This is a genomic window from Aureimonas glaciei (genome assembly GCF_014643375.1).
GTDB classification, from domain to species: Bacteria; Pseudomonadota; Alphaproteobacteria; order Rhizobiales; family Rhizobiaceae; genus Plantimonas; species Plantimonas glaciei.
On the sequence record NZ_BMJJ01000005.1, the window covers coordinates 295,307 to 318,995 of the forward strand.

18 protein-coding genes and 2 pseudogenes are annotated in these 23,689 nt (G+C 62.2%); 9 read left to right on the plus strand and 11 right to left on the minus strand.

What is annotated here, in order from left to right; translation table 11 throughout:
* Positions 1-413: 413 nt before the first annotated feature.
* The 4 genes from IEX88_RS13055 (at position 414) to IEX88_RS13070 (ending at position 6,185) form a co-directional block, all read left to right on the plus strand.
* Positions 414-2,351, plus strand: coding sequence for a hybrid sensor histidine kinase/response regulator (locus tag IEX88_RS13055; RefSeq protein WP_188851249.1), 1,938 nt, complete (start codon positions 414-416; stop codon positions 2,349-2,351).
* Between the two features lie 76 nt (positions 2,352-2,427).
* Positions 2,428-2,874 (plus strand): hypothetical protein, encoded by a 447-nt coding sequence (locus tag IEX88_RS13060; RefSeq protein ID WP_188851251.1) that lies wholly within the window; start codon positions 2,428-2,430, stop codon positions 2,872-2,874.
* 415 nt (positions 2,875-3,289) lie between these two features.
* Positions 3,290-3,775, plus strand: a complete 486-nt coding sequence (locus IEX88_RS13065) for a putative pterin-binding protein (RefSeq protein ID WP_188851331.1) — start codon at positions 3,290-3,292, stop codon at positions 3,773-3,775.
* A 22-nt stretch (positions 3,776-3,797) separates the two neighbouring features.
* Positions 3,798-6,185: a putative bifunctional diguanylate cyclase/phosphodiesterase gene (locus IEX88_RS13070; protein WP_188851253.1), complete on the plus strand. Its 2,388-nt coding sequence runs from the start codon at positions 3,798-3,800 to the stop codon at positions 6,183-6,185.
* Here the strand turns inward: IEX88_RS13070 and IEX88_RS13075 are convergent.
* Positions 6,182-6,951: pseudogene (locus IEX88_RS13075) on the minus strand (IS5 family transposase). The gene IEX88_RS13070 and the pseudogene IEX88_RS13075 sit on opposite strands and share 4 nt — an antisense overlap.
* 349 nt (positions 6,952-7,300) lie before the next feature.
* Between IEX88_RS13075 and IEX88_RS13080 the strand changes: the two are divergent.
* Positions 7,301-8,493: pseudogene (locus IEX88_RS13080) on the plus strand (GGDEF domain-containing protein).
* A 70-nt stretch (positions 8,494-8,563) separates the two neighbouring features.
* On the opposite strand, the gene IEX88_RS13085 reads toward IEX88_RS13080, so the two are convergent.
* On the minus strand, positions 8,564-9,484 hold the full coding sequence (locus tag IEX88_RS13085; protein WP_188851256.1) for a LysR family transcriptional regulator: 921 nt from the start codon (positions 9,482-9,484) through the stop codon (positions 8,564-8,566).
* Between the two features lie 124 nt (positions 9,485-9,608).
* On the opposite strand from IEX88_RS13085, the gene IEX88_RS13090 reads away from it, so the two are divergent.
* From IEX88_RS13090 to IEX88_RS13105, 4 genes are all read left to right on the plus strand, one after another.
* Positions 9,609-10,763 carry an aromatic ring-hydroxylating oxygenase subunit alpha gene (locus IEX88_RS13090; protein WP_188851264.1) on the plus strand — a complete coding sequence of 385 codons (1,155 nt, stop codon included), beginning with the start codon at positions 9,609-9,611 and terminating at the stop codon, positions 10,761-10,763.
* Positions 10,764-10,767: 4 nt separating this feature from the next.
* Positions 10,768-11,943, plus strand: coding sequence for an aromatic ring-hydroxylating oxygenase subunit alpha (locus IEX88_RS13095; RefSeq protein WP_210319273.1), 1,176 nt, complete (start codon positions 10,768-10,770; stop codon positions 11,941-11,943).
* 70 nt (positions 11,944-12,013) lie between these two features.
* Positions 12,014-12,334, plus strand: coding sequence for a 2Fe-2S iron-sulfur cluster-binding protein (locus IEX88_RS13100; RefSeq protein ID WP_188851266.1), 321 nt, complete (start codon positions 12,014-12,016; stop codon positions 12,332-12,334).
* Positions 12,331-13,566 carry an NAD(P)/FAD-dependent oxidoreductase gene (locus IEX88_RS13105; RefSeq protein ID WP_188851268.1) on the plus strand — a complete coding sequence of 412 codons (1,236 nt, stop codon included), beginning with the start codon at positions 12,331-12,333 and terminating at the stop codon, positions 13,564-13,566. The genes IEX88_RS13100 and IEX88_RS13105 overlap by 4 nt, the downstream gene beginning before the upstream one ends.
* Positions 13,567-13,856: 290 nt before the next feature.
* On the opposite strand, the gene IEX88_RS13110 is transcribed toward IEX88_RS13105, so the two are convergent.
* The 9 genes from IEX88_RS13110 to IEX88_RS13150 form a co-directional block, all read right to left on the minus strand.
* Complete coding sequence (locus tag IEX88_RS13110; protein ID WP_188851270.1) at positions 13,857-14,672, minus strand: ABC transporter permease; 816 nt, start codon at positions 14,670-14,672, stop codon at positions 13,857-13,859.
* A gap of 42 nt (positions 14,673-14,714) precedes the next feature.
* Positions 14,715-15,974, minus strand: a complete 1,260-nt coding sequence (locus IEX88_RS13115) for an ABC transporter permease (protein ID WP_244640158.1) — start codon at positions 15,972-15,974, stop codon at positions 14,715-14,717.
* A 109-nt stretch (positions 15,975-16,083) separates the two neighbouring features.
* A complete protein-coding gene (locus IEX88_RS13120; protein WP_244640134.1) occupies positions 16,084-17,049 on the minus strand; it encodes an ABC transporter substrate-binding protein in 966 nt (321 codons plus the stop codon).
* Positions 17,050-17,162: 113 nt separating this feature from the next.
* Complete coding sequence (locus IEX88_RS13125) at positions 17,163-18,278, minus strand: ABC transporter ATP-binding protein (RefSeq protein WP_188851274.1); 1,116 nt, start codon at positions 18,276-18,278, stop codon at positions 17,163-17,165.
* Positions 18,279-19,087: 809 nt separating this feature from the next.
* The gene (locus tag IEX88_RS13130) at positions 19,088-20,062 is read right to left on the minus strand and encodes a LysR family transcriptional regulator (RefSeq protein ID WP_188851276.1); all 975 of its coding nucleotides are present in this window, start codon (positions 20,060-20,062) and stop codon (positions 19,088-19,090) included.
* 415 nt (positions 20,063-20,477) lie between these two features.
* Positions 20,478-21,152, minus strand: a complete 675-nt coding sequence (locus IEX88_RS13135) for a DUF1028 domain-containing protein (RefSeq protein ID WP_188851278.1) — start codon at positions 21,150-21,152, stop codon at positions 20,478-20,480.
* Positions 21,149-21,571, minus strand: coding sequence for a RidA family protein (locus IEX88_RS13140; RefSeq protein ID WP_210319275.1), 423 nt, complete (start codon positions 21,569-21,571; stop codon positions 21,149-21,151). The genes IEX88_RS13135 and IEX88_RS13140 overlap by 4 nt, the downstream gene beginning before the upstream one ends.
* A gap of 67 nt (positions 21,572-21,638) precedes the next feature.
* Entirely contained in the window at positions 21,639-22,928 is a 1,290-nt protein-coding gene (locus IEX88_RS13145; protein ID WP_188851280.1) for a flavin-containing monooxygenase, read from the minus strand.
* Positions 22,929-23,202: 274 nt separating this feature from the next.
* Positions 23,203-23,689 (minus strand): nuclear transport factor 2 family protein (locus IEX88_RS13150; RefSeq protein ID WP_244640137.1); only part of this gene is annotated, 487 nt, incomplete at its 5' end.

Sequence of the window (23,689 nt, forward strand, 5' to 3'; positions counted from 1 at the left end):
CGACAGGATCAACAGCGGCTTTTATCTCCTCCACCCGCTCGTCCCACTAGGTGATCGGCAGGTTCCGACCCAGGTCAAATCTCAGTGGAAATCAGGCGCTGTCCCGGGTCAGTTCCGGGTGGAAATCAACACCCGGTACTACGGTAGATCAGATGCTCGCCGAAGCCGATATCCAGATGTATCAGGATAAAGCTGCGCGTCGCGTTATGCCGAAGATTGCGGATGAGCGGGAAGTCCCACATCGGAACCCGAGGTCGCTGGGGCAGCAGTTGCCGATCTGAATGTGGCTTGTGCCGGTCGGCTTGCTGCGCACCGGCTGCAGGCATGTTGCCCACCACTCGCGGGACTGTCAAAGAGGGCATCAGGCGGTAAGCTCCCCTTCTCAGTTGGTCTGGCTTCTGGCAAAAAGGGCTATGAGCGAAACAGAACATTCCGCCGGCAGTGGCAGCCGATTTGAGCTCCTGGTCCAGAGCGTCACCGACTATGCCATCTACATGCTCGATCCCACCGGGGTCGTTACGAGCTGGAACCCGGGGGCGCGGCGCTTCAAGGGGTATGAGGCCGAAGAAATCATCGGCGAGCACTTCTCCCGCTTTTATACGCCGGAGGAACGCGATCATGTTCCGAAGCTCGCACTGGAAACTGCCGAACGTGAGGGGCGCTTCGAGGCAGAGGGCTGGCGCGTCCGCAAGGATGGAACGCACTTCTGGGCCAATGTCGTCATCGATCCTATCCGGGACCACACGGGCGAACTCGTGGGCTTTGCGAAAGTCACTCGCGACCTCACCGAGCGCAAAGCCGCCGAAGAGGAGCTTCGCCGCAGCGAGGAACGTTTCCGGCTCCTTGTCCACAGCGTGACGGACTACGCGATCTACATGCTCGACCTTGAAGGTCGCGTCAGTAGCTGGAACGCGGGAGCAGAGCGCTTCAAGGGCTATACCGCAGATGAGATAACCGGCGAGCACTTCTCGCGCTTCTACTCGGACGAAGATCGGGCAGCTGGCATTCCGGCGATTGCCTTGCAGACGGCAGAACGTGAGGGGCGTTTTGAAGCCGAAGGCTGGAGGGTGCGCAAGAATGGCACGCGCTTCTGGGCAAATGTCGTCATCGATCCCATCAAGACGCCCGACGGCAGGCTTCTTGGCTTTGCGAAGATCACGCGCGATCTGACTGAGCGAAAGCAGTCACAGGAGGAGCTTGAAAGAACCAGCGAGGCGTTCTTCCAGGCGCAAAAGATGGAGGCGGTTGGCAAGCTCACCGGCGGCGTCGCCCACGACTTCAACAATCTTCTTGCGGTGGTGCTTGGTAGCCTGCACATAGCGCAGCGCCGAATGAAACGCGGAGAGGATGTCTCCGGCTTTATTGGTAGCGCGATAATGGCGGCGGAGCGAGGAGCCTCTCTAACACAGCGCATGCTTGCATTTGCCCGTAAGCAGCAATTGGCGCTCGAGGCGGTGGATCTTTCGCACCTAGTGCGGGGTATGGCGGATCTCCTGCAGCGCACGATTGGCGTCGGCGTGACGATCGACACACGGTTTCCTCTTATGCTCCCGCCGGTGTACGCCGATGCCCGGCAGCTTGAACTCGCTCTAGTGAACCTCGCCGTGAATGCGCGTGACGCGATGCCGAACGGCGGCACCATCACCATAGCGGCACAGCTGGATCACCTTGTCGTCGCACAGGCTGGCCTGGAGCCAGGCACTTACGTCCGGCTCTCTGTGATCGATCAGGGCGAAGGGATGGACGAGCAGACGCTTGCTCAAGCGACTGAGCCCTTCTTCACCACAAAGGGCGTTGGTAAGGGAACTGGCTTGGGGCTCCCGATGGTTCAGGGCCTTGCGCATCAGTCTGGAGGCAAGTTCGTTTTGAAGAGCGTGAAGGGATCAGGCACGACGGCCGAGATCTGGATGCGTGTCGCGGGGGGCCGATCGGGCAATGTGGAAACTGACCCTGTAGCCGCCGAACCGGATTCAACGCCGGTAGCAATGGACCCCCTCGTGGTGCTTGCTGTTGATGACGACCCACTGGTCCTCGACAACACGGCAGCGATGCTGATGGAACTTGGGCACGAAGTGCTTCAGGCGCACTCAGGCGCAGAGGCGCTCCTTATGCTAGCCCAGCACAGCGTCGACCTCATCATCACCGACTACGCCATGCCAGGAATGACCGGCGAACAGCTAATTCAGCGCGTTCGGACTGATCAGCCAACGCTCCCGATCCTAATGGTGTCAGGCTACGCGAGCCTCCCTGAGGGTAGTGGTACTTCTGTGCCGAAGCTGGGCAAGCCCTTCAAGGAGCAGGAGCTTTCGCGGGCCATCGCGGAGGTGATAGCCTTCAACCAGGCAGCATAGCGACCCGGCGCTGGCCACGGCATAAACCGCAGGTGCCGGATGTCTGTGCGATGAGATACTGATTGGATGGTTCGACGTGACTTTTGGTTGGCTTAAGCGGCTCTTCGGTCAGCAAAGCGTCTCGCCTCTACATGATGAGCATGCCGGTGGCCACAATGCCGAGAATCCTGCCCAAGAGAATGGGGGAGGTCTGCAGGCCCAGGCCGAACTGGCCGAACTGATCAAGACGAAAGCTGCTTTTGCTGCAATGCTGACGGATGACGTGGCAGATAGGGAGCAATACGAGAAGCTCCGGGACGAGGCGCTTCAGCTACTTCTCGGCATCACGGACGGGTTCTACGCGGCGTTTGCTCGTCACCAGATCATCCGGTGCTGCATAGCCGCGGGCGAAACCGAGCACGCCGTCGCGCTTCTCTCTGAAGTCGAAGACGACTTCGTTCTCGACGACATCCGTGACGAGTTTCCATATCTCCGCACGGAACCCCAGAGGTCGACACCGCGCCCGGACACTGCATCCTCGTGACGTGCCTTCAGCGGATGAGCTCTGCGTCATCCAGATGCATGTGGCGCCAATGCTGCACCGGCGACCTTCCTGCCAGATCAACCGCACCGTAGGATCGCCGTCAATGGTGACGACGGACATTCGATGATGCGCGAATGTCGTTGGTCGCGATCGCTAGTCGCCTCGCCCGGGCGGGCGGGCTTCCCTGGCCCCGCGAGGCGGCATGGCTCCAAGGGACTGTGTTGGCACGACCAGCCTGAAAATATTCAGCTTTGAAAGACGAACGCTCTTGGGCAGCCCGAGGTCTTGACCCTCCGGGAAGAAGCGCAGCCTTGGAAATATTTAATTAACAAGGGTTTAGGGTATCGTGGTCATATCTGGTAGCAACAGCCACACATGAGGCCCGCCAATGATCCAAGCCCTTTTCAAAGTCGGTATGGCCGTCCTCAGCTCGCTGCTGCTGGTCATGTCTGCTTCCGCCAACGACCTCAGCCCCCCGCGAGGGAAGCCGATCCTCGTTGTATCCGGGAAAATAAAAACGACCAATGTCGGCGAAACGGCGGTGTTCGATCGTGAGATGCTTGAGGCGATGGGCACCGAGACGGTGAGGACGAAGACGCCGTGGTACGACGGCGAGAGCGCGTTCACCGGCATCCGCCTCGACAAGTTCATGGAACTGGTCGGTGCCGAAGGCAAACACGTCACCGCCGTTGCGCTGAACGATTATGTCACGACGATTCCGATCGAGGATTTCGCCCAATTCAATGTCATCATGGCCCTGAAGCGGGACGGGAAATACATGACGGTTCGCGACAAGGGACCCTTGTTCATCATCTATCCGTTCGACAGCGATTCCGATCTTCAGAACCAGACCTACTTTTCCCGTTCTGCATGGCAAGTGGCAAAACTGGTTGTCGAATGATTCTGGCCATAGGGGGCTCTCGGTGTCTCTAAAGACCGTCCAACGCTGCCTCGCCGCTGTCGTCTGCTGCTTTGCGCTCGCAACCGGGTACATCTCGTTTGTCATCTTCGAGCGGCAGGCGGCTATCCAGAAAGTGTCCCGTTTCAACGCGGCGTGGACGGTCAGCCAGGCGCTCGCTGAGTTCCTGCGCCTGGAGCATGTGCTAGCTTCCTATGCGGTTCCAAATAGCGGCGTCGAGTTCGATGAGGTCCAGTTGCGGCTGGACATCATGTTCAGTCGCCTTGCCACGTTCGAAACGGGGTCCCAACCGGAATTTGGCAAAGGCAGAAGCTTAACACAATTCATCAAGAGCGAACCTGCGAATGAACAGACGATTGATTCGCTTAAGAATCGTCTCGATGCGGTTGGTACACTTGTAGAAGCCGGCGGCGCTACATTTGATGTAAACAGAGCAATGGGTATACTGAGGCCCTTTGATGCGGAGATGACGGCTTTTTCCTCTAGAGCCGCAGCTTATGGGACTGCTCGAGCAGCCGAGGAGAGGGTTGAGCTGGCGCGGCTTCATCTCCTCTTCACGTCCCTCGCCGGGGGGCTTGTCCTTTGTGGGGTTGCATTAATCGCCCTCCTCTTGAGACAGAACAGACTCCTGGGCTCAGCTCATAGTGAATTAGAGGAAACAGCGGCTAAGCTTGAGGATACGCATGGCATCCTGATGCTGCAGAACCAGCGTTTCGACGCGGCTCTGAACAACATGTCGCAGGCGCTCTGCACTTGCGATCCTGCCGGTCGTCTCGTTATCTTTAACGATCGTTTCATCCACCTGGCCGGAGCGACGGCCGCTCTGCGGCCGGGCTCGAACCTGGAAGAAATTTTCGCCCAGGATCCTGGCGCCTCGTCAGCCGCGCTGAACAGTCTGTATGACTGCCAGCGGCAACTTATTAGGGAGCACCAAAAAGGCACCTTCACGCTTGATCTTCCCGACGGACGATCGTTTACGGTTTCGCACCAGCCGCTGGCTGATGGTGGATGGCTTGCCACTTATGCGGATACGAGTGAGCGCCGACAGGCCGAAGCCCACATGTGGTACATGGCTCATCATGATGCCCTGACCGACCTGCCGAACCGCGTCCTCCTGCAGGACACGCTGCGGAGGCGTTGCGAAGAGCAGCAGGCGGGGGACGATCACGTTATGATCCTCCTTCTCGACCTGGATGGCTTCAAGGAGGTCAACGACACGCTTGGGCATAAGCTTGGCGACGAGGTGCTGAAACAGGTCGCGGAGCGGCTGCGCATATGTGCCAAAGGCGCGGACGCGATCGCTCGCCTAGGGGGCGACGAATTCGCACTCCTGATGACCAGAAAATGCTCTGCCCTCGACGGGATGGCGATGGCGGAAGGGGTGCTTGCGCTGATCGCGGAGCCTTATACAATCGATGGGCACGAAGTGTTCCTGACCGCGAGCATCGGTGTGGCGCGCGAGCCGCTCCTGTCGTGTAGTCCTGAAGAGCTGCTCAAGCACGCCGACCTCGCCATGTATCAGGCAAAAGCCGACGGCAGGTCTCGAATTCGACTATTCTCATTCGAGTTGGAGGAAAAGCTCGTTGCACGGAAGGCACTGGAGAACGATCTCCGCGAGGCTCTTCAGCGCAGCGAGATGGAGATCCACTATCAGCCTCTTCTGAATACGGCGTCCAAACGAATCGAAGGATACGAAGCGCTGCTCCGCTGGAAGCGTGGTAGCTTTGGCTACGTGTCGCCTGCCGAGTTCATTCCGGTGGCGGAAGAGATTGGCGTCATCGACACTCTAGGCGAATGGGTTCTGCGGGAGGCCTGTCGCGACGCAGCGGCATGGCCATCGGACATTACCGTAGCAGTCAACCTTTCGCCGGTCCAGTTTCGCGCCGGCAACCTCGTTCGCAACACGTTGCGCGCCTTGTCGGACACGGGCCTTTCCGCCCGCCGCCTTGAACTGGAGATCACGGAGTCCGTCCTATTGGAGGCGACCGAAAAGACGCTCGCAACGCTTCACCAGTTGAAGCAGCTGGGCTTGCGGATCGCACTCGACGATTTCGGTACGGGCTATTCCTCCCTGAGTTACCTCTCCAGCTTCCCCTTTGATAAGATAAAGATCGACAAGACCTTCATCCAGGATCTCTCGTCGCGCAGCGACGCGTTGGCAGTGGTCGAGCTGGTCGTCGACCTTGGCAAGAAGCTTGGCATTCGGACAACGGCTGAGGGAGTAGAAACAGAAGCCCAGATGATCCGCCTTCAGGAGATCGGGTGCTCACAGGTTCAAGGATTTCTGTTCGCCAAACCGCAGCCGGCAGCGTGCTTAGACTTCAACGTCATAGGTAGGTTAGCCGCGCCGGTCTTGGCATCTGCCGGATTTGGGAAGTCGAGCCTTTGCTAGGTGGTGTGGACAAAGTGTCTGATCCACAGTCGGATGGATGCGACGAGGACGAAGCCGAGAAAGCTATTGGCTGTCTTGTCGTATCGCGTCGCCAGCCGCCGACTGTGTTTCAGCTTTGAGAAGCAGCGTTCGACGAGGTTTCGCAGGCCGTAAATGTATCCGTCAATGACAGGTTGGACCTTGCGGTTTCGCTTTGCAGGGATGACCGCGGCGACGCCTCGGGCCTCGAGGTCGGCCAGGATGAAGTCGGCGTCGCATCCCTTATCGGCAAGCAGGACACAGGGCTTGGGACCGGGCTGGTCCATGACGGGCGCATAGCCTTTCATATCGGAGACCTGACCGCCGCTTAGCGTGATTGCGACAGGGAGGCCTCGAGCATTGCTGCGGAGATGGATCTTGGTCGAGAAGCCACCGCGAGAGCGCCCAAGACCTTGGTCCTGATCCCCTTTTTTAGCGCGCCAGCGGCGTGCTGATGGGCGCGGATGATGGTGGAATCGATCATCTGAACGCTGTCGTGGCCCGTGCCGGTCTCATTCAGCGCCTCCAGAATCACGTCCCATAGCCCTGCCTGCGTCCAGCGACGGAACTGGCGATAGACTGAGTTCCAGGCTCCGAAATGGCTGTGCAGATCACGCCACGCCGTCCCCGTTCGAGCGATCCAGAACACCCCGTCGAGCACCAACCGATGGTCGCGAGGCCGCCGACCTCGCCGCGGACCTTTCTCGACCACGAACGGCTCGAAGAAGGCCCATTCCGCATCCGACATCAAACCCCGAACCAACGCCACTATCCGCAAAGAGCAGCCTTGAATCAGTCAGCAGGCGATTTGGGAATCCCCTTTGTCCACACCACCTAGGATTGGGCGACAACCTTCCGGCCGGCGGCCACCGGTCGCCGGCAGGTTCGCCGAGTAGTGGCCCGGTCGTAGGCGATGGTGGCCGAGGTCGTTCACCAGGTGGACGGACGCCAAGTGAACTCAATTGTTTCTTCAGGTGCGGATGCCAATGCTGAACGTGATCCAAAGGGATCAGTTGCATGTTCAACCGGGCGGAGAGTTGCCTTCGAATGTGACGACAGGCTCAGAGGCGCTCGCCCTGCTCGACGCGCAAAGCTCCATGAAGGACGAGCGTGACCGACCTCTAGGCGGCCGGACGCGTGACATACGGCTCGACGGCGAGATGCGCCGCCTTTTCTGGGAGCGCGTCTGGCCGCAGACGACGAAGATCGTCCGCTCGTGGATGATCTGGGTGGCGATCCTGACTGTTCTGACGGTCGCGCTGAATGCCCTCATGGTCTCCCAGATGGCTACGCTCGCAGTGCTCGTGCCTGCTGGTCTTGCCCCGTCGGCCGCGGCCGCCGTTCTGCTCGTCTGGCGGAAGGCGACACCGCGGCGTTGGCAGGGAGTATCGCTAGTCGTGGGCATGTTCCTTATCCTTACGTCCATCGCCCTCGTCGGCCAGAGCGCGGGCGGGGAGTTCCACGAGCGGTCCCTGAACTTCATGATGTTCGTGGCGACTAGCGCGATCATCATATTTGGCATTCCATTGGCTTGGACAGTGGCGACCGCTGCCGCCGCGTTGAGCCTGTATATCGCGTTCCAGATCCAGAACCCCGCGATAGACAACTGGAGCGTCGCCGCCGGCGCGGTTCTGTATTCGGGCGGGCTCAGCGCAACCGTCGTTGCCCGCCGCACCATCACGCTCTTGGCCAATAAGGCCTTTCTTCTCGAATTGCGCGACAAGCAGCGTGTCGCGGAACTCGCGCAAGCGAACGATCGACTTGAACGGCTGGCCAAGGTCGATCCGCTCACGGCCTCGCGAACAGACGCTGGATGGCGGAGATCCTCGAGGCGCTTTGGAGCGGACGCGACGGCATCGACGCTGGTGCCGCGATGTTGATGTGCGACATCGACGACTTCAAGAGCCTGAATGACCACCTCGGCCATGCGGAGGGTGACCGGTGTCTCGCCACGGTCGCCGGCGTCATAGCCGAAAGCGTTCGCCGAGACTTCGAGCACGTCGCACGCTTCGGCGGCGAGGAGTTTCTTGTTCTTCTTCCCAGCGCCGAGGGGTCGTACGCGATGGCGGTAGCCGAGAGGGTGCGTCTCAGTGTGGAGAGGGCCGCGCTCCCGAACCCCGGCTCGTACGGGGGCGGATGTGTCACCGTCAGCATTGGAGTGGCGGTTCGGACACCTGGCGACAGGGACGTGTCACACGAAGAGCTTCAACGCCGGGCAGATGCCGCTCTCTATCAAGCGAAACAGTCCGGTCGCAACCGCGTGGCGCTCTATGGCTTACGCGTGACTTAGCAGATTCCGGCTTCGCGCACGCACCTTTGGAGAGAGGCCGGCAAGGCGACACACGGATTGTCTTTCGCGATCACGACTGGGACTGCTGGCGTGACGCAAAGTAGGCCGTGGCGCAGTCGGTGAAGCGCCTCGATATCCGCGCGCGATGGGCGCCTTCCCGCGCGGCCAGGACGATGCGCAAGGGCCGCACGGCGTTGCGGATCCGCAAGGTGCGCACTTCGCCTCCATCATAGGTCGTCGTAGCCGGCGGGCGCATCACGAGGAGGGTGAAGCCAAAGCCCGCCGCGACGGCACTGCGCACCGCTTCCAGCGAGGTTGACACATAGGAAACCGGCGGATCGATCCCACCTTCGACCAGGAGGTCTTCAAAATAGCCCCGGCTTCCCGGCCCGTCGAGCATGACGTAAGGCTCGTTGGCGAATTCGCCGAGATCGACCGAGTCGCGGTCGGCGAGCGGATGATCAGCTGCAACCACCACCATCGGCCGCAGCGAAGCCAGTTCCACTAGGGTCAGTCCGTCGAGTTCGCCACCGCGATCGTAGGTCAGCGCGAGATCGATCGAGCCCTCGCGAAGCGCGTCGCCGAGCGAAGCCAGCGACATTTCTCGTTGCCGGACCAGCACCCCCGGCGCGGACTCGGCGAAGCTTCGGATGAGGCCGGCGGCATAGAAGGGTGACAGCGTCCAGAAAACACCGAGGCGGATCTGCCCCGAAACCTCAGCCGCCAGGGCGGCCGCCTCCCGCTCCACCTGCCCGGCCTCGTGTTCGAGGCGCGACACGTGCTCCAGGAACATCCGGCCTTGCAGGGTCAGCGTCAGCCCACGGGCATGATGACGATCGAACAAGACGAGGCCGGTGACGCTTTCGAGCTTCTCCAGCGCCTGCGCGACGGACGGCTGTGAGATGTTGAGGGCGCGTGCGGCCTGCGCGATGCCGCCGTGCTCGGCGACGGCGCGGAAGTAGGCGCACTGACGTAGTGTGAAACGAACCATATTTAAACTTCTCTAAACCTCGGAGAATTGAGCTTTCGCCTACTTTAGAAAAAGTTCAAGCTGGCCCTAGCCAACGGACGATCCGGTCCGACCCTGTCCCTCACTGTAAGACAAGGATGCCGCCATGTCGTCGATCCAGCCCGTGAACGAACTTGTCGAGGCTGCCAGCCGACCGTTCGAGGACGCCCGCGCCATGCCGCCGAGCGTCTACACGCGGTCGGATTTCCTGGATCGCGAGATCGAGACTATCTTTTCCAAGGAATGGATCTGCGTCGGCCGCTCAAACGGGCTCGCCAATCCCGGCGACTACCTGACCTACGAGCTTGCCGGCCAGCCCATCGTGGTGCTTCGCGACAAGGAGGGCCAACTGCGCGCCTTCTCCAATGTCTGTCTGCATCGCATGTCGACCCTCCTCGAAGGCGCAGGCAACACGCGGGCAATTGTCTGCCCCTATCATGCCTGGACCTACGGGCTGGATGGGCGCCTGCGGGGCGCGCCGTTCATGACCCAGACCACCGGCTTCTGCAAGGAGGACTACGCATTGCCCTCGATCCGGTGCGAGGAATGGCTCGGCTGGATCTACGTCACGCTCGACAACGAGCGCGAAAGCGTCGCCACGGCCCTTCGTCCGCTGGAATCCATGATCGCCCAGTACGAGATGGAGAATTACGTCGAGTGTTTCCGTGAAACGCATGTGTGGGACACCAACTGGAAGGTGCTCGCCGAGAATTTCATGGAAAGCTACCACCTGCCGGTTTGTCACGCCGCGACGGTGGGGGGCCATTCGAAGCTGGATGAGATGGAGTGCCCGCCGGGCCTTGCCGCCTTCAACTACCACTGGATCACGAAGGAAGCCTCGCTGGCGATCGGCAACGCGCACCCGTCCAACACGCGCCTCGAGGGGCGCTGGCGCAAGACCACGGCCCTGCTCGCCATTTATCCAAGCCACCTCGTCACGCTGACACCTGGATACTTCTGGTACCTGTCGCTTCATCCGAAGGGTACGGGCCGGGTGGCGATGGTCTTCGGCGGTGGCCTGTCGCCGGAGTTCATGGCCGATCCACGCGCCGAGGAATACGTGGCGACGCTGAAGACCCTTCTGGACGAGGTCAACGTCGAAGATCGCGGATGCACCGAGAAGGTCTTCAAAGGTCTCAGCGCGGACACGGCGAAGGCTGGTCACCTGTCCTACCTGGAACGCCCGATCTACGATTTCATGCAATACATCGCCGAACGCACGTCCGGTCTCGACCGGTCCTTCGCCCTCGCTGCGGAGTAGGACCGTGTCGGCCGAAACGCTTCACAAGATAGAGTCCCTGAACGAGACGCTGCGAGGGGTCGCGGCGCTACCCGAACACGGGGCCCAGTGCCTGCCGGGCCGGTTCTACACGGATCCCGATTATTTCCGCCACGAAGTAGAAACCTTCCTTTCCAAGGAATGGCATTGCCTCGGCCGGTCGGACGAGGTGCCGAGGCCGGGCGATTATTTCACGACGCGCCTCTTCGACGAGCCGCTGCTTGTGGTGCACGATGACAGCGGTGCAATCCGGGTCCTGTCGAACCTCTGCCGGCATCGTGGGATGCCGCTCGCCGAGGGTACGGGCTCCACGCGCCGCTTCGTCTGTTCCTACCACGCGTGGAGCTACGGCCGCGACGGCCGGTTGGTCAACGCGCCCCGGATGCGCGACAAGGGCGTCACGGACAAGAACTGCAGCCTGCCGGTGTTCCGCAGCGAGGTGTGGAACGGTTTCATCTACGCCAATCTCGATTCCGACGCGCAACCGCTGACGCCTCGCCTGGGCCAGATCGAGAACCTCCTCGGCAACTATCAGCCGTCGGAAATGCGCATCGTGCGCACGTTCGAGGAGGAGTGGCAGACCAACTGGAAGTGCCTGGTCGAGAACTTCATGGAGGCCTACCACCTCTCCGTGGTGCATCCGGAAACCCTGCACCCTTATACGCCGACCGGTCTTAGTCGGAAGTCGATGTCGGACGACGCTTTCACGTCCTACTGCGCGAACTACCCGGACACCGCGCAGTCCCGCGGCGTCGGAGCGCCCGGTCTCACCGAGGAAGAGCGGCGGCGCTCCACCCTCTTCTGCTTGTTTCCGGCGCAGATCGCCAGCCAGGCCGCGACGCTTCTGGTATCGATCTCGATCCAGCCCATCGCGGTAGACCGCATTCGGCTACGGTGGACGATGTCGACCTATGGCGACGAACTGACCCAGGACGAACTCGAAGCACGGATCGCGCTCTGGCACGAAGTCAATCGCGAAGATCGCGAGAAGCTGGAGAAGATGCAGCGCGCCCTGTCGTCGCGCCACGCCCCTTCCGGACAACTGGCGCCGCGCGACTACGAGGGCACGATCTGGGACTTCTATCGCTACCTCGGACGCCAGTTGCCGGCGGCCGATCCGGCAGCGCGGGAGCCGCATTCCCTGTCCCTTGTCGCCGGATGAACCCGGCCCCCGCATCTTCCTCGCCGGCCGGCCTGTGCGGTCGCTCCGATGAGAAATAACGAGTATACCCATGCCGATCATCACCTGGCGTGACGCCAACGGCTCCAAGACCAGCATCGAAGTCGATCCGGGGGCCAACCTGATGCGGGCCGCGGTCGCCGCCGGCATCGACGGCATATACGGCGACTGCGGTGGCGCGCTCGCCTGCGCCACCTGTCATGTCGTCCCCGATGCCGCATGGGCCGAACGGGTCGGACCGGCGGGCGTCATGGAGGACGAGATGCTGGACATGGTCGAGGGCCAGCGCATGCCGACGAGCCGGCTGAGTTGCCAGCTCCAGGCGCGCGACGATCTGGAGGGCCTCATCCTCGACGTGCCGGTGGCGTCGTGACGGGCGACGGTTGCGTCGTCATCGTCGGAGGCGGTCAAGCCGCCGCTTCGTGCATCGCGGCCCTGCGCGCGAAGGACGCCTCGCGCCCGATCATGCTCGTCGGCGAGGAAGAGCACCTTCCCTACCAGCGCCCCCCGCTTTCCAAGGCCGCGTTGCTCGGCGACGAAACACCCGCCGACAGCCTGCTGATCCGCCCGGCGCAGTGGTACGAGGGTGTCGGGCTGCGGCTTGGCCGCCGTGTCGAGGAGATCGCCCGCCGCGACGGGCGGCTCGTGCTCTGCGATGGGGAACGGCTGGCCTACGATCAACTCGTTCTCTGCACCGGAAGCCGCGCGCGGCGCCTCGATGCGGAGATCGGGGGCGAACTGGCGGGCGTCCATACGCTTCGCTCGCTCGCCGATGCGGCGAACCTGCGGGCCGAGCTTCTGCCCGGCCGGCGGATCCTCGTCGTGGGCGGCGGCTACATCGGGCTGGAAGTCGCGGCCGCTGCAAGGAAGCGCGGCCTTTCCGTGTTGTTGGTGGAGGCCGGTCCTAGCGTGCTCGGCCGGGTGGCCTCCGCTGCCACGGCCGGATATTTTCGGGCCCTGCACAGCTCTCGAGGCGTCGAGATTCGCGAAGCGACGAACCTCATTGGATTGGTCGGCGGCGGGAGCGAGAACCGGGTGCGGCGCGCAATCCTCTCCGACGGCTCGGAGCACGATGTCGACCTCGTCGTCGCCGGCATCGGGGGCATCGCAAGTGCCGAGATCGCCGAGGCCGCTGGACTCGATACGGCCAACGGCATCGTAATCGACGGCGCGTGTCGGACCACCGATCCGAACATCCTGGCGGCAGGGGACTGCGCGAGTTTTGCGTTGGGCGGCCGCCAGGTGCGCCTCGAATCGGTGCAGAACGCCGGCGACCAGGGCGAAGCCGCCGCAGCGAGCCTTCTGGGCGAAGAGCCGGCCTACGCTCCCGTCCCGTGGTTCTGGTCGGACCAATACGACACCAAACTGCAGATCGTCGGCCTAGGGCACGGCCACGACTCCGTCGTGGAGCGGCCGGGCAAGCGCGAGGGTGCGCGCTCGATCTGGTATTTCCGGGGCGAGTCACTGCTGGCGGTGGATGCGATCAACGACCCGGCGGGCTACATGACGGGGCGTCGATTCCTGGCCGCGGGGGTCAACCCCGGTCGGCTGGAGGTCGCCGACGCCGCCTTTCCGCTTCTTTCGCTCCTGCCGGCACGGGTCTAAGCGAGCTTTAGAGCCTGTCATTTCGCTCCTGCCGGGGCCATCCCATGTCCGTCCTGGAGCCGGACCGCAACCGCTTGCCCCTGCGCCTTGTCGCTGGCCGGCCGGGAAGGATCGCCTTACCCGAGCAAGCCTTGGACAACCGTCGAGGACAAGCCGCTCGGCCAGCCGGACAGACGGCCCACGGTGGCATTTCGATAGACGATCCGTCTTATGTCAAGCGAAGGCCCGATGGCGCGGATGCCGCCGCGCCGCCGATGCCACCCTGTTCCCTCAAATCGCCGTAGCCGTTCCTAGCGGGCCGGAGCATTCCGGTTCTGCAGCCAGCCGATAAGGAGAAACAGAAGAACCGCGAAGATCGTCAGAAATCCCGCCATCGCCAGGATGGTTGGGTTGATCTGGTCGCGGATGCCCGACCACATCTGACGCGGGATCGTGCGCTGCTCGGTGCCGCCAATGAACAGGATCACCACGACCTCGTCGAACGATGTTGCGAAGGCGAAGATGCCGCCGGTGGCGACGCCGGGCAGGATCTGCGGCAGCATCACGCGCCGGAAGGCGGTCAGGGGCGTGGCGCCGAGGCTGGTGGCCGCGCGCGACAGATTGGTGTCGAAGGCCATCAGCCGTGCCGTGACGATGATCACCACGAAGGGAGCGCCGAGCGTGGCATGGGCGAGGATCACCCCGATATGGGTGTTGACCAGGTGGAGCGGAGCAAACACGAGATAAAGGCTGACGGCGACGATGACGATCGGAATGATCATCGGCGCGATCAGGATCGGAACGATCACCCCGCGGAACGGGAAGCTGGGGCGGCTGATGCCGATCGCAGCCAGTGTGCCGAGCACCGTCGCGATCCCCGTCGCGCATATCCCGATCACGAAGCTGTTCGCAATCGCCGTCCGCCATTCCGGGGACAACACGATCGCCTCATACCAGCCAAGCGTCACGCCCGTCATCGGGTAGGAGAAGTAGGTGCTTTGGTTGAAGGACAACGGCACCACCGTCAGCACTGGCGCCACGAGAAAGAACAGAACGGCTGCGGAGAAGAATCTGACGAAGCGTCGGGCGATACGCTCGGAGGCAAGTTCCGATGTTTCGAGGCTCATGGACAGCGGTCCTGATACTGCGCGGGCTTGATCGGTCAGCGCTCAGCCGAGGCGGAGGCGATCGATGCCGACAAGACGGTTAAAGACGATGTAGACGACGAGGGTGAAGGCCGCGAGATAGACCGACAGTGCGCCCGCGAGTCCCCAGTTGAGTTGTCGTTCCATCTGAAGGGCGATGATCTGGCTCACCATCTCGTCGCCCGCGCCGCCAAGGAGGGCCGGCGTGATGTAGTAGCCGAGCGCCAGCACGAAGACGAGGAACATTCCTGTTCCGATGCCCGGCATGGTCTGGGGAACGTAGACGCGCAGGAAGGCGACCGCGGGATGGGCGCCGAGCGAGATCGCCGCACGTCCGTAGACCGGCGGGATGCCGCGCATCACTGCATAGTTCGCCAGGATCATGAACGGCAGGAGGACGTGCGTCATGCCGATCAAAACGCCCGTGCGGTTGAACATCAGCGCGACCGGCTCAGCGACGATGCCGCTGCCGACCAGCAGCGAGTTGACGACGCCGTTCGGCTGCAGAAGCACGTACCAGGCGGTCGTGCGCACGAGAAGCGAGGTCCAGAAAGGGACGATAACGAAGATCATCAGCAGGTTGCTCTGCCGCGCCGGCAGCGTCGCAAGCAGGTAGGCGACCGGATAGCCGAGGATCAGGCAGAGCAGCGTCACGCCTCCGCTGATCGCGAAGGTGCGCAGGAAGGCGCTGATATAGACCTTCTGCGAAACCTCGACCGGCGCGACCGCTCCATCCGGGCCGACCTTGCGATCGATCGCGGTGAGCAGGAAGTCGGGTGTTAATGGGGACGCGGCGCGTTTCAGGAGGCGCCAGGTTTCCACCTCGCCCCAGCGCCGGTCGATCCGCGGCAGGTCCTCGGCCGGGGGCAGCCCGCTTGCCGAAGGTAGTTGGCGCACGGTCTTCATGAGAAGCGTGCGAAAGCCGGGCTCGTAGTTGTTGAGGCGGCGCGCGGCAGCGGCGAGAGAGCCTTCCCCTTGCGCCGTCTGCAGGTCGGCCGCCAGGGCCTCGAAGACCTGCGGCGACGGCAATGCCGGCGGGCCGGGCCATTCGCGCAGAAGCAGGGCGGCGTTCGGCAGAGCTCTCGATACCTCCTCGCTGCGCACGCTCGACAGGAGGAGCTTGCATATCGGGTAGATGAACGCGGCGGCGAGGAAGATGAGAAGGGGCACCGCGAGCATGAAGGCCCGCAGCGCCTCGCGCCGCCGGGCGGCGCGGAAACCAACGGACGAATCGATCGTGCGGCTCCCGGCGGGAACGAGCGAAGTCCGCTCCATAGTGCTCATACTCACGTTGGCAATCCAGACAGTGTACGATGGGCGCGCTTGCCACGCACCATCCATCCGATGCGCGCGGGAGCGCCGGGCGGCCGATACGCCGGCCGCCCGGCCGGAATCACTGTCCGAGCCAGTTCAGGAAGCGGTTGTTGATGCTGTCGAGGTTGTCGGCCCAGAACTCGGAGTTGACCTGCAGGGCGTTCTTGAAGTTCTCGGGCGCCGTCGGCAGGTGCGGGATCACGTCCTTGGCGACCTTGTCAGTGGCGGAACTGCGCGGGGGCGCATAGGGGATATAGTTCGAGAGCTTCCAGATGTTGTCCGGGCTCGACGCGTATTCGATGAACTTCGCGGCCACAGCCTCGTTCTTGGCGCCCGTCGGAATGCCCCACCATTCGTAGTCGTACACCTGGCCGTCCCAGACCACCTCGAAGGGACGCTTATCGTCGAGCTGGGCGGTGCGGATGCGGCCGTTATAGGCCATGGTCATGGTCACCGCGCCGTCGGCGAGCAGTTGCGGCGCCTGCGAACCGGCTTCCCACCAGACGATGTCGTTCTTGATGGTCGACAGCTTCGCGAAGGCCCGGTCGACACCCTCCGGCGTTCCCAGCAAGTCGTAGACCTCGGCGACCGGCACACCATCGGCGATCAGCGCCCATTCCAGAGCCGCTTTCGGGCTCTTTCGAACGCCGCGCTTGCCGGGGAACTTCGCCGTGTCAAAAAAGTCCCCGATCGTCGTCGGCGCAGTCGTGAGGCGGGAGGTGTCGTAGGCATAGATGGTCGACCAGACCATCGACGCGACGGCGCAGGGCAGAACCGCGCCCTCGATGAAGTCGGACGTGTCGCCGAGAAGCTTGGTATCGAGCTTCTGCAGCAGCCCTTCGTCGCAGCCGGTGATGGCATCGTTTGATTCGAGGTCGATGAGATCCCAGGTCGTGTTCCCGGCCTCGACCATGCCGCGCAGCTTGGCAAGGCCGCCGTCATACTGCTCGCGGACGACGGTGACGTCGTTTTCCTTGGAGAAGGGTCCAAGGAACGCCTCGTCCACCGCGCTCTCGAAGGCGCCGCCAAAGGTGACGATCGTCATATTCTCAGCAGCCGACGCGGGCAGCGCCAGAGCAAGGAAGCTTGTCGCAACGAGCAGGGACCGGCTTGCCGATGTGAGACTTTGGCGCATTTTGTCTTCCTCCTTGGGGTTGTTCAGTTCAGATTTCCGGCCGTGTCGTCCGCAACGACGCTGCAGTCGTCCCTACCCCAGGAGAGCACGGCCGTTCGGCCGGGCTCTGGCGGGGCCATCGTCCGCCTATTCGGCGCCTTGACGATGAAGCCTGGCCAATCGGCGACGGTAAGATGCAGCCGCCAGTGGTCGCCACAGTAGATGACCTCGTCGATCACGCCCGCGAGGCGGTTGACGTTTCCTGAGGCGTCGGCATCGAACGTTACGTTTTCCGGCCGGAGCGCCAGAACCGCGACGCCGCCGGACGCAATGCCGGCACCAGCACGCCCCTCAATGGAGATTTGCGGCGTGAGCAACAGTGTCGCGTAGCCGTTGTCACAGGCCGTGACCTGGCCTACCAGCCCGTTGTTCTCACCAATGAAATTGGCAACGAAGGCGTTGGAGGGGTTCTCGTAGAGTTCCTTCGGGCTGGCGATCTGCTGAATGCAGCCGTGGTGAAATACGGCGACGCGGTCAGACATGGTCAACGCTTCGGACTGGTCGTGGGTGACGTAAACCACCGTAACGCCGAGCCGCTCGTGCAGACGCTTGATCTCGTACTGCATGGACTCACGCAGGTTCTTGTCTAGCGCGCCGAGCGGCTCGTCCATCAGCACGAGCTTTGGCTCGAAAACCAGCGCCCGCGCCAGCGCCACGCGCTGTTGCTGGCCGCCGGACAGTTGCGCCGGACGGCGGTCGGCCAGATGCGGAAGCTCGATCATCGCGAGAGCGCGCTCGACGCGGTCCCGCTGCTCAGATTTTGAAACCTTGCGCACCGACAACGGGAAGGCGATGTTCTCCGCGACCGTCATGCTTGGGAACAGCGCGTAGTTTTGGAACACCATCCCGATGCCGCGGCGATGCGGGGGCGTTTCGTTCAGCCGCTTCCCGCCAAGCAGGATCGTACCGCTGCTCGGCGCCTCAAAGCCCGCCAACATCATCAGCGTCGTCGTCTTGCCGGAGCCCGAAGGGCCGAGAAGCGACAGGAACTCGCCCTCGCGGATCTCGAAATTGAGATCCTGCGCGACCAGCGTCTTGCCGTCATAGGTCTTGTCGATACCCGAAAAGGTCACGAGGGAATCGGACGCGGACGACAGCATGCAAGCTCCTAACTGAGGCGACGGCCGCCTGGCATTTCGCAATCGGTGGGCAGGGCATCATGCCTGCCCAGTGCATTCTACGATCGAATGTGCAGGAAGCGACCCGGTTTAAACATTCAATTTTTCCGAGGCAGTGGGACGAAAATGCCTATGCGGCTGACGACAAAAATCTCTCTGCCATTCGCCAATAAAGGCAAACTTTAAAGGGCTGTGGATCACCATCTTCCAACGTTTACTTCAATATTCTCGTCAAAGTCGCAGTAATCATTCTTCCGTTGTAATTTTTTGAGTTAAATTTCATTCAAGATCAGCCGATAACGGTCAAAGATAAGGTCCATTTCTCTACCTAAGGCCATCTTGTATGGATATTTTGGTAAATTTTGTTGTAGTAAATCTACAATTCAGTAAATTCTATTATATTTCGTTACCTCTCTAAATTTTAGACTTACGACACCGAGAGCATATTATATTGGCATATTCCTACAACACGTTTGTTCACTCTCCCTCGTTTCAGGTTGAATATCCTCCTTCTGATCAGGTCTCTACGGGAAATCTGTAGCGCATGCATCTTTGAAGGTCTTCAGGCACGGCGAGATGATAGAATCCATCGGACTGGAGATTCAGCCGCTGGTCCAGCCTTCGCACGGCCTTGCCGTTTGATCTGAAGACGCGCGGCCTAGTCATTTTCTGGCCGCTGCACATCATCGGCATTCCACGAGGATCGTCACCATGCGCGCGCCGGCGATCAGCGTTACATAGCAAGGCACCCGGTCGGAAACGGCCCGCCTGCCACCTCCGCTCAGACATAGCTAACCGGCCAAATCGGGCATGCTCTGGGCCGGGCGGCGCTTCAGCGCCATATTGGGTGCAACCATGCCGGGGATGTAGGCGTCCGAGATGAAGGCACGGGCATGGGCAGCAAAGGCATCGAAAAGACGCGTCCGGCGAAGCGACTTGAGGGTGGTGAGACCCATCGTCATCGGCCGATGTTCGCCCGACAAACGCAGGCGCACGACGCGACGCCCGTCGAGCGCGGTGTCCGACCGTGGGGTGACATTGGCAAGCGTGTAGCCGAAGCCGTTGGCAACCATCGTGCGGATCATGTCCGGCTGCAGCAGCCGATAGGCGATGGTGGGCTGAAGCTCGTCCTTCATGAACAGCGACAAAAAGTATTCGCTCGACAGAGGCAGGTCCAGAAGGATCATCGGCTGCTGCGCCAATTCCTGCAACGTCACCGCTGAGCGCCCGGCGAGCGCGTGTGTTTCGCCGACCAGCGCGTGCACCGGCAGGTCCACGAGCGGCGTGAACTCGATATCGCCGGAAATCTGGAGATCGTATGTCAGAGCGATGTCGATCGTCGCCCGACGCAGGCCGTTGAGAAGCATCTCCTGGTTGTCCGCATGGAGCCGGATCACGACGCCGGGGTAGGCGGCGGTGAAGGAGAGCGCGAGTTCGGGAAGGACCATCGGCGCGAGTGGTGTCAGGCTTCCGATGCTAAGCTGCCCGCGTATCTCTTCACTGGTTCCCGATGCGACGCCGTAAAGGGCCTCAGCCTGTTGCACGAGCCGCTTGGCCTCGACGAGCATCGTTCTCCCCGCAGAGGTGAGAGATAAGCCCTGGGCATGATGACGGATGAAGAGCTGGACGTCCAGTTCCTGCTCGAGCTGCGAGATGGCCGTGGAGACCGACGGCTGCGAGATGTTGATGCGCTCCGACGCCTGGGTGATGCTGCCAGTTTCGCCTGCGGCAACGAAATACTCCAGTTGTCTCAAAGTGAAGCGCATTCCAGAGATACCTCGCGAGAAACTCTCACTATCCGTTCTCGGCTGACGGTAGTCCACTATTAATACGGGCTGCTCTTCCGCACGGCGGTGATGGCGCGTCGTTCCCTGGGTTTGACATGGGGCAGGTACGCGGTGGAATCAGGGACGCGCGACACCGCTGGCGTGGGGCGGCAAGGACCCCGCCCGCTTCGGCTCCACGGCAGTTGTGATCGTCGGCTACGACGAGCTTTGAGCCGCGAAGACGCCGGTTCCTCAGCGAACGTGGAAGGCCTCTCAGCAAAAGAATGGACCGCCAATTTCAAGCACTTCGCCTTGTCCGTCCTTGCGGCACAGAGGCTTGTGCCTCCCGGCCGTCCGTTGCGGCTCTGGGACGCCGAGGAAGGGTATCCCCCAGCCCCCTCTCTGCAGCGCACGCCTACTCGTCGCCCGGAACGCCGTAGCTCGGCGCATCTGACGGGTCGATCGCCCGGGTGACATAAGCGGCGAGCTGAGGCTTGTAGATGCTCCACAGCTCAGCCAATCCGACCACCGGACATGTCTCGCTCCAGTCGACGCGCAGGTCGGCGACCGGCCAGGACACCTTATCGACCAGCTTCAAGCCAGCCGACCGGATTGGTCCTGCCTCGCCTCCGGCACCCACGGCCGCTTGCATGACGGTCACAAGGCGATCGCCAAGATGACCGCTGGATGCTTCGAACGCCTCCACCATGCGCCTCGGCACGTCCGCATTTGCCAGCAGATTACCGCCACAGGCGACATCGACACCCCTCGCCTCGGCCCAGACGCCAAGGGCGCGAGGACCTGAATGGATCGCCGTCCTTCCCTTGGCATCGACAGCCAGGACCTGACGAAACTCCATGTGCGGTGCCGAAGCCCGCAGGACGTCGATGGCCTGGCCGGCCTCCGACCCCAGCGCCATCAGGTCGAGCGCTCGAATGGCCAGCGCAGGATCGGTCACATTCTGGCTGGCCACGGCACCGACCCCGGCGCGCGCATGCGCGCACCGAGCGGCAACCGCAGGCGAGGACGACGAGACGGCTACGCCGAACATGCCCGTCTCAGCGCACCGGGCGACGATCGAGAACGTCACGACGCATCGTCCGGGATGACGGCGATGGCATCGACCTCTACGAGCCATTCGGGCCGGGCTAAAGCCGAGACGACGATTCCCGTCGAAACCGGATGGACCCCCTTGAGCCACTTTCCGACGACCCGGTAGACCTGTTCGCGGTAGCGTGGATCAACGATATAGATCGTGATCTTGCAAATGTGCTCGAGTTTCGCGCCGGCCTCGCTGAGCAGCATCTTGATGTTGGCCATGGCCTGTTCGGTCTGGCCGGCCACGTCGCCAATGGCCACGCTCTTGGACGTGTCGAGGTCCTGGCCGATCTGGCCGCGCACGAAGACCATCGATCCTTTGGCAATCACGGTCTGGCACAGATCGTTGTCGAGCTCCTGCTCGGGATAGGTATCCTTGGTGTTGAACTTGCGGATTCTCGTGTGCGCCACTGGGGCCTCCATCGGGGATGGGTTGGGAATAACCAGCGAATCTCGCCGAAACGCTGGGTTCACGCGGTTAGCTAGCCGTGCGTGCGGGCAGCGCTTCGAGACGGCCGCTAGCCGGTCGATAACTCATATATTGACGCCGCGTGACGATGTGGCCAGCGAGGTACTTGGCGTCGTGCCAGACACCCCAGATGAAGCTGGAACCGCGTCCCGAGAGCCAAGGGAGACCGAGATAGTAGATGCCTGGCTCCGAGGAAACGCCGCGCTGGTGGCTTGGCCGCCCGGACGGGTCGAAGGCGTCGACGTCGAGCCAGGAATAGTCCGAGGTGAAACCGGTCGCCCAAATGATCGTCGAAATTCCTGCCCGCTTTAAGTCCAGCGTCAGGATTGGAGTCGTTACACAGGCGGGATCGGCCATGAAGCGGCGGGCTTCAGGCTCCTCTGGGAGATCGAGGCCATTGCGGGCGACGAAGGCATCAGCCTCGTCGAGCAGGGAAAGATAGTTGGCATCACCCTTTGCGATATTGTCGGCAAGGTCGGGTGCGAAGCTCAGCGTGCCGTCGAGATAGGCCTGCGTCCGCCCCACCAGCGTAATTCCGTTCGATGCAAGGCGACGGAAGTCGATCGTCTCGCCGCCGCGGGCCCCGCTCACCGCGATGGTGACGTGCTCGGTGCCGGGGGCCTTGGCCTGAATATCCCATTTGCCGAGGACCCCCAGCCACCAGACGAAGTCACGACCCCGATAGGCACGCGGCGGACGATCGTGAGGGCCGACCGACAGATAGACATTCCGGCCGGTGCGCGAGAGTTCGTCGGCGATCTGGACACCCGATGACCCTGCGCCAACGACGAGAACCGCACCCTCGGGCAATTGTCCGGGGTTGCGGTAGTCGCTGGAATGGATCTGCGTCACATCCGCGCCGGCGGGCACGAGTGCCGGTATTGTCGCGCATTGGAACGGGCCCGTGGCGACGACGACGTTCTCGGCATGGATGGTGCTCTGCGAGGTTTCAACCGCGAACCCCAGCTGCCCTTCGAGCCTCCAGACCCTCGTCACGGCAACGCCGCAACGGATCGGGGCGTTAAATTTCTGCGCATAGGCAGCGAAATAGTCCGCGACCTGTTCCTTCGGGATGAAGGCGTCGGGATCGGCCTCGCCGAACTCCAGCCCCGGAAACCGGTCATGCCAAGCGGGGCCGTTGGCGACGAGCGAATCCCAGCGACCGGAACGCCAGCGCTCTGCGACCCGGCCCTTCTCGAGAACTAGATGGGAGACACCCGCCTTCATCAAATGCTCACTCATCGCCACGCCGGCCTGCCCGGCGCCGATAACCAGCGTATCGATCTTCTCTACTGCCATGATCCGCTTTCCTTTGCAGGGCGACGACCTTCCGAACGCGCCTGAGATCCTTGGCATTAGGCCTAGACGAGCGCCGCCTCCGCGGAAAATAAGATTTCGATCAGCACTGGTTCGGCGTTTCGTAGGGGCCACATCTCGCCGTCATGGGCGAGGCGAGATGCCGACTTCAGTTTCGCAATGTCTGGAGTAATCGATCTATAACCGATTTTATCGCGTACCCTCCGTGACGGCAGACACGTCCATTGGTGGTAACGAGCCGCCGGCGTGCGTGGGGCTATGCACCGAGCGCCGTCTGGCTTTTACGGGAGCCGCCATGGAGGTGACGGTTGCCCCAGCTCCACAACGTTCTTTGAGTGATCGACGCGATCCTCCACGAACCCTCGGCAGGCGAGAACCGGAACTCGTAGGACCCACAGGAGTGATAGAAGTCTTTGCCCCCGGACGCGCCCTCGGCAAAGCGCAGGATGACGTAGTTGCAACGCCCGCCGATGCCGTCGCCCGCTCGCGACAGCATGAGGTTCGAGAAGCTATGCTGCTTCGAGAGGCTATCCACGGCGCCCTTGCGACGCTCCACGAACTCGGTTCCCAACATCGTGACGGGAGCCTCGCGTCCAGAGGAGTAGTAGTCGACAGACACCTTCTCGGCGAGGGTTTCTTGTGCACGGCGGTGACAAACCAGGCCACAGGAGCGCCGGCATAACGCCGAGTGCGGCGGAGTAAAATCCGGCCAGTGGTTAGGCTGTTCTCTTTTGCAGAGGGCG